The sequence below is a fragment of the Aeromicrobium alkaliterrae genome (genome assembly GCF_039529015.1).
GTDB lineage: Bacteria > Actinomycetota > Actinomycetes > Propionibacteriales > Nocardioidaceae > Aeromicrobium > Aeromicrobium alkaliterrae.
In genome coordinates this window covers 337,069-343,824 of the sequence record NZ_BAAAME010000002.1, presented here as the reverse complement: position 1 = coordinate 343,824, position 6,756 = coordinate 337,069, and the positions used below count along the sequence as shown (strand labels likewise).

The 6,756-nt window shown below is 74.3% G+C and carries 6 protein-coding genes; all 6 read right to left on the bottom strand.

Features of this window, described 5'->3' with window-relative positions; translation table 11 throughout:
- Positions 1-944: NAD(P)-binding domain-containing protein (locus ABD127_RS02700; RefSeq protein ID WP_344199393.1), on the bottom strand; the 944-nt coding region annotated here is incomplete at its 3' end.
- The gene (gene mnmA / locus ABD127_RS02695; RefSeq protein ID WP_344197444.1) at positions 941-2,035 is read right to left on the bottom strand and encodes a tRNA 2-thiouridine(34) synthase MnmA; all 1,095 of its coding nucleotides are present in this window, start codon (positions 2,033-2,035) and stop codon (positions 941-943) included. The genes mnmA and ABD127_RS02700, both read right to left, overlap by 4 nt.
- Positions 2,032-3,240, bottom strand: coding sequence for a cysteine desulfurase family protein (locus ABD127_RS02690; protein WP_344197442.1), 1,209 nt, complete (start codon positions 3,238-3,240; stop codon positions 2,032-2,034). Before ABD127_RS02690 ends, mnmA begins: the two co-directional genes overlap by 4 nt.
- 25 nt (positions 3,241-3,265) lie before the next feature.
- Positions 3,266-4,393 carry a cysteine desulfurase family protein gene (locus ABD127_RS02685; protein WP_344197440.1) on the bottom strand — a complete coding sequence of 376 codons (1,128 nt, stop codon included), beginning with the start codon at positions 4,391-4,393 and terminating at the stop codon, positions 3,266-3,268.
- A complete protein-coding gene (nadC, locus tag ABD127_RS02680; RefSeq protein ID WP_344197438.1) occupies positions 4,386-5,231 on the bottom strand; it encodes a carboxylating nicotinate-nucleotide diphosphorylase in 846 nt (281 codons plus the stop codon). Before nadC ends, ABD127_RS02685 begins: the two co-directional genes overlap by 8 nt.
- Positions 5,232-5,236: 5 nt before the next feature.
- The gene (gene nadB / locus ABD127_RS02675) at positions 5,237-6,754 is read right to left on the bottom strand and encodes an L-aspartate oxidase (RefSeq protein ID WP_344197436.1); all 1,518 of its coding nucleotides are present in this window, start codon (positions 6,752-6,754) and stop codon (positions 5,237-5,239) included.
- Between the last annotated feature and the right edge of the window lie 2 nt (positions 6,755-6,756).

The window sequence follows — 6,756 nt, the reverse complement described above, 5'->3', positions numbered from 1 at the left end:
GTCGCGGTGGCCGGCGTCGAGCCGAGCTGGATGCCGCCGCGGGCCGAGCGCAGGTGCAGCGGCGCGAGGTGCTCGACGTCCGGGCGGAAACCGGTGGCCCACAGGACCACGTCGGCCGGCTCGAACGAGCCGTCGGCCCAGCGGGCGCCGTCGGGCTCGAGGTGGTCGAACATGGGTCGCCGCTCGTACGCGCCGAGCCGGTCCGCCTCGGCCTCCTGCGGCCGCAGCATCAGGCCGGTCACGCTGACGACGCTGCGCGGCGGCAGGCCCTGCCGCACCCGCTCGATCACCATCGCGACGGCCTCGCGACCCGCCTCCGGGTCGAACTCCCCCGTGCGCCACACGGGCTCGCGGCGCGTGACCCACACCGTGTCGGTGATCGGCCGGAGCGCGCCGAGGAACTGCACCGCCGACGCTCCGCCGCCCACCACGAGCACGCGCTTGCCGCGGAAGTGCTCCGGCCCGGGGTAGGCCACGGTGTGCAGCTGCTCGCCGGCGAAGACCTCCTGGCCCGGGTAGCGCGGCACGAACGGGCGCCGCCAGGTGCCGCTCGCGTTGACGAGCGTGCGGGTGCGCCACGACCGGTCACCGGCCTCGACCCGCAGCAACGAGGGCTCGTCGGGGTCGTCCCGCACGTGGTCCACGACGACGGGTCGCTCGACCGGCAGCTCGTGCTCCCGCTCGTAGGCGGCGAAGTACGCCGGGACGAACTCGTTCGCCCGCTCCGGCCCGACGGCGGCGGGAAGCGGCGCGTCCGGCAGGTCGGCGACCCCGTGCACGTCGGACATGACCAGCGCGTCCCAGCGGTGTCGCCAGGCGCCCCCGGGCGTCTCGTTCGCGTCCAGCACGACGTGGTCGATGCCGAGACGACGCAGGTGGAACGACGACGACAGGCCCGCCTGGCCGGCTCCGACCACGAGCGAGTCGAGGACCTGCTCGCTCACGCAGGACTCTCGACGCGCCGTCGGGTGCCCGAGATCGTGGCCGAGCCGACGACGCGGGTGCCGTCGTAGACCACGCAGGCCTGGCCCGGGGCGATGCCCTCGGCCGGGTCGAGCAGCTCGACGTGCACCCGACCGTCGTCGACGCGCACCTGCGCCCGGTGCTCCGCGCCGTGTGCCCGCAGCTGCACGGTGCAGTCGAGCGGGCCGGTCGGCGCGCCGGTGCACCACAGCGGCTTGATGCCGTCGAGGGCGTCGACCAGCAGGTGCTCGCGGGGTCCGACCGTCACGGTGCCGGAGACCGGCTCGATGTCGAGCACGAATCGCGGCTTGCCGTCGTCGGCGGGCACGCCGAGGCGCAGGCCGCGGCGCTGCCCGATCGTGTAGGCGTACGCACCGTCGTGCTCGCGCAGGACCGTGCCGGCCTCGTCGACGACCGTGCCGGGTCGCGGGCCGATCTTCTCGGCGAGCCAGCCGGCGTTGTCGCCGTCGGCGACGAAGCAGATGTCGTGGCTGTCGGGCTTCGTCGCGACCTGCAGACCTCGCGCCTCGGCCTCGCGGCGCACGTCGGGCTTGGTCGACCCGCCGAGCGGGAAGTGCGAGCGGCGCAGCTGGTCCTGCGTCAGCACGCCGAGCACGTAGCTCTGGTCCTTGGCCATGTCGACCGCGCGGTGCATCTCCACGAGGCCCGCCGCGTTCTCGCGCACCTGCGCGTAGTGCCCCGTGACGACGCCGTCGAAGCCCAGGACGAGCGCGCGGTCGAGCACCGCCGCGAACTTGATCTTCTCGTTGCACCGCAGGCACGGGTTGGGCGTGCGACCCGCCTCGTACTCGGCGATGAAGTCGTCCACGACGGTGTCGGCGAACTCCTCGCTCATGTCCCAGACGTAGAACGGGATGCCGATCGTGTCGGCGGCCCGACGTGCATCGTTGGAGTCCTCGATCGAGCAGCAGCCGCGGGCTCCCGAGCGGTACGACTTAGGGTTGCGGCTCAGCGCCAGGTGCACGCCGGTGACCTCGTGGCCGGCCTCGACCGCGCGGGCCGCGGCCACGGCCGAGTCGACGCCCCCGGACATCGCGGCGATGAGCCTCATCGCGCGCGCACCGCCCGGGCCGCGCTCGCCCGGGCGTGCACCTCGGGCAGCGCTGCGAGCACGCGGTCGACGTCGTCAGCCGCGCTGGTGTGCCCGAGGCTGAAGCGCAGCGAGCTGCTGGCCGACTCCTCGTCGTAGCCCATCGCGAGCAGGACGTGGCTGGGCTGCGGGACGCCTGCGGTGCAGGCCGACCCGGTCGAGACCTCGATGCCGCGGGCGTCGAACAGCATGAGCATCGCGTCGGCGTCGCAGCCGGGGAACGTCACGTGCGCCACGTGGGGCAGCCGGAGAGCAGGGTCGGCGGGGCCGTTGACGATCGCCTCGGGAACCAGCTCCACGAGCCCCTCCACGAGGCGCGCCCGCAGCTGCTCGAGGCGGGTGGCCTCGGCCTCGCGGCGGCGCACCGACACGTCGACCGCGGCGGCGAACGAGGCGATCAGCGGCGCCCCGAGGGTGCCGGACCGCACGTCGCGCTCCTGCCCCCCTCCGTGCAGCAGCGGCATGAGCTCGAGCTCACGCACGGCGAGCAGGGCACCGACGCCGATGGGGCCACCGAGCTTGTGGGCCGTGACGGTCATGGCCTCGAGGCCGCTGGCCGCGAAGTCGAGCGGGAGGTGCCCGGCGGCCTGCACCGCGTCGCTGTGCACCGGGATGCCGTGCGGACGGGCCATCGCCACGACCTCGTCGACGGGCTGCACCGAGCCCATCTCGTTGTTGGCCCACATCGTCGTGATGGCGGCGATCGATCCCGGGTCGGACTCGATCGTGCGGCGCAGGTCGTCGAGCCGCACGATGCCGTCGCGATCGACCGCGGTCGTGACGACGTCGGCGCCCTGCTCCTTGCCCAGCCACAGGACGGGGTCGAGCAGGGCGTGGTGCTCGATCGCACTGAACAGGAGGCGCCGCCGAGCCGGGTCCTGCGCGTGCCGCGACCAGAACAGCCCCTTGATGGCGAGGTTGTTCGCCTCGGTGCCGCCGGAGGTGAACACGACCTCGCTCGGCCGGGCGCCCAGACGTTCGGCGATGAGCTCGCGCGACTCCTCCACGACGCGTCGGGCCGCACGGCCGGAGGCGTGCAGCGACGACGGGTTGCCGGTGCGCCCGAGCATCTCGGTCAGCACGGCGACGGCCTCGGGGACCATCGGCGTGGTCGCCGCGTGGTCCAGGTAGGCCGGACGGTGCGGCGCCGGAAGGGGGTCGGTCATGGTCGTTCCAGAGTAGTCCGGGGGTTCACCCGAGCACGGAGACGACCGTGTCGGCCGCGGTCGCGAGGAGGTCGGAGGTCACGGCGGAGCCGAACGTGAAGCGCACCGCGGTCTGGGCGACCTCGCGCTCGAGGCCCATCGCGGTGAGCACGTGGCTGGGCTCGTCGCTGCCCGCGTGGCAGGCCGAGCCGCTCGACACGACGACGCCGCGGCGCTCGAGGTCGAGCAGGATCGACTCCCCCGAACGCCCCGGGAACACGAAGGAGGCGTTGCCCGGGAGGCGGTGCTGCGGATCGCCCGTCAGCTGCGCGCCGGGCACCTCGGCGAGCACGCGAGCGACGAACGTGTCGCGCAGCACGGTGACGCCCGCAGGGTCGGGCCGCGGCGCTCGGACGGCGGCCGCCATGCCGACCGCCGACGCCACGTTCTCGGTGCCCGAGCGTCGACCGTCCTCCTGACCGCCACCGTGCACGAGCGGCTCCCACGGGGTGCGGCGACCGACCCACAGGACACCGACGCCCTTGGGAGCGCCGAGCTTGTGGCCCGACAGGCTCAGTGCCTGCACACCGAGCCGTGACACGTCGAGGTCGAGCCAGCCCGCCGACTGCACGGCGTCGGTGTGGAACGGGATCCCGCGCTCGGCCGTCAGGGCCGAGAGCGCGGCGACGTCCTGCACCGTGCCGACCTCGTTGTTCGCGTGCTGGATGCTGACCAGCGCGGTGTCGTCGCGGAGGACGGCCGTGAGCGCGTCGACGGAGACGCGGCCGAGCGCGTCGACCGGGACCTCGGTGACCTCGAAGCCCTGACGAGCCAGCCACGCGGCGGACTCCAGCACGGCGGGGTGCTCGATCGCGCTGACGACGACGTGCCGCCCGCGGGTCGAGGCCAGGGCGATGCCCTTGACGGCGGCGTTGTCGGCCTCGGTGCCGCCCGAGGTGAACGTGACCTCGGCGGCGCGGGCCCCGAGGAACGCAGCGACGTCGCGGCGCGCGTCCTCCAGCGCACGGCGGGCGAGCTCACCGACCTCGTGGTGGCTCGACGGGTTGCCGAACGTGCCGGTCAGGTAGGGCCACATCGCCTCCAGCACGTCACGGCGCACTGGCGTCGTCGCCGCCTCGTCGAGGTAGAGGGGCGCCTGGATCGCGTCAGTCACGGCTGATCCGCACGTCGAGACCCAGGTCGAGTGCGCGGACGCCGTGCGTCAGCGCACCGACGCTGATCACGTCGACCCCCGTCTCGGCGATGGCGCCGATCGTGTCGAGCCGCACGCCTCCGCTGGCCTCGACGACCGCCCGGTCGCCCACGAGCTCGACGCCCGCGCGCAGGTCGTCGAGCGAGAAGTTGTCGAGCATGATCGTGTCGACGCCGCCGGCGAGCACCGCCTCGACCTGGTCGAGCCGGTCGACCTCGACCTCGAGGTGCATCGTGTGCGGGATCTGCGCCCGCGCCGCACGGATCGCAGCCGTGATGTCGTCGGTCAGGGCGAGGTGGTTGTCCTTCGCCATGACGGCGTCCGACAGCGAGAACCGGTGGTTGAACCCGCCTCCGCACCGCACCGCGTGCCGCTCCAGGACCCGCAGGCCCGGCGTGGTCTTGCGCGTGTCGACGACCCGCGCGCGCGTGTGCGCCACGGCCTGCACGTGCGCAGCCGTGAGCGTCGCGATGCCGCACAGGCGCTGCAGCAGGTTGAGGGCGATGCGCTCGCCGCGCAGGATCGCGCGGGCCGGACCGCTGACGGTGGCCAGGACGTCACCGGCGGCGAACTCCTGTCCGTCGTCGATGTGCCGCACGACCCGGACCTGGGGGTCGACCTCGGCGAACACGACCGTCAGGACCTCCACCCCCGCCATCACGCCGGGCTCGCGGGCCACGACGTCCGCGGTGGCGACCGCGTCGGCCGGCACGAAGACCTGGGAGGTGACGTCGCCGGACGGTGCGTCCTCGGCCAGGGCAGCGACGACGACCGGGCGGATCTGGGCAGTCTCGAGCACCGCCGTCACTCCCCCGCCACGATCACGACGCCCGAGTGCACCGCGGGCGACGGCCCGGCCTCGGGGAAGTCGCTGCGGAAGTGACCGCCGCGCGACTCCCGTCGCGCGAGGGCGCTCGCGACGACCGCCTGGGCGACGACGCGCAGGTTCGCGTCCTCCGCCGACTTGGCGTCGGTCGCGGCCGGCACGGCCCACCGGGCGAGCTGCTCCGCGGCCGCCGTGAGTCCCGTCGCGTCGCGGGTCAGCCCGGCGGCGTCCCACAGGAGCTGCTGCAGCTCGGCCCGGCTCGGCGCGACACCGCGCCCGTCGAGGACGACCTTGATCGGCGCAGCCCACTCGGCATCATCGTGCCGCCCAGGGCCCGGCACCCCTGCCAGCACGGTGTCGACGACCCGGCGTCCGTAGACCGCGCCCTCGAGCAGCGAGTTCGAGGCCAGGCGGTTCGCCCCGTGCAGTCCGTTGCACGCGACCTCGCCGACCGCGAACAGGCCGGGCAGCGAGGTGCGCGCCCAGAGGTCGGTGCGGATGCCGCCCATGAAGTAGTGCGCCGCGGGCGTGACGGGGAGCGGGTCGCGGCCCCAGTCGAACCCCCGCGCGCGCACGGCCGCGTCGATCGTCGGGAAGCGTCGCGCGAGGAACTCCGCGCCGAGCGCCGTGGCGTCGAGCCGCACGGGCTCACCGCCCTGCAGCGCCATCTGCGCGGCGATGCCGCGGGCGACGACGTCGCGGGGTGCGAGCTCGGCGTCCGGGTGGACGTCCTGCATGAACCGGCGGCCGTCGCGGTCGATCAGGACCGCGCCCTCGCCGCGGACGGCCTCCGAGACCAGGTGATTGCCCGGGGCCGCGAGAGACGTGGGGTGGAACTGGTAGAACTCCAGGTCGGCCGCGACCGCCCCGGCGCGCAGCGCCATCGCGAGGCCGTCGCCCGTGGCCACCGCGGGGTTGGTCGTGTACGGGTAAAGCTGCCCCGCACCGCCGGTCGCGAGCACGACGGCGTCGGCCTCGAGGCGTTCGCCGTCCAGGAGCCGCACCCCGACGACCCGCCCGCCCTCGACCAGCAGGTCGACGGCGGTGGTGTTCTCGCGCACCGTGACGGTCGAGTCGCGCAGACGCGCGATCAGGGCGGCCGCGATGGCCGCACCGGTCGCGTCGCCACCGGCGTGCAGGATGCGCTCGTGCGAGTGGGCGGCCTCGAGGCCGCGGGCCAGCTGGCCGTCGTGCACGTCGAACAGCACGCCCCGGTCGATCAGGTGCTGCACCGCCTCGGGTCCCTCGGCGCAGAGAACCTCCACGGCCTCGTCGTCGGACAGACCCGCACCCGCCGCCAGCGTGTCGGCGACGTGCTCGGCCACGGTGTCGTCGCTCGACGTCACGACCGCGACGCCGCCCTGGGCGAACCAGGTGTTGGACGACTCGAGCGTCGCCTTGGTCAGCAGCGTGACCGTGACGCCGGGGCGGCCGTCGGCGTCGAGCGCCGCGGTGAGCCCGGCGACGCCGCTGCCGACCACGAGGAGGTGGGTCATGG

Bases quoted from the DNA above. Each gene is read 5' to 3' on its own strand.
- nadB (WP_344197436.1), bottom strand. From the start codon at position 6,754: ATGACCCACCTCCTCGTGGTCGGCAGCGGCGTCGCCGGGCTCACCGCG.
- mnmA (WP_344197444.1), bottom strand. From the start codon at position 2,035: ATGAGGCTCATCGCCGCGATGTCCGGGGGCGTCGACTCGGCCGTGGCC.
- ABD127_RS02690 (WP_344197442.1), bottom strand. From the start codon at position 3,240: ATGACCGACCCCCTTCCGGCGCCGCACCGTCCGGCCTACCTGGACCAC.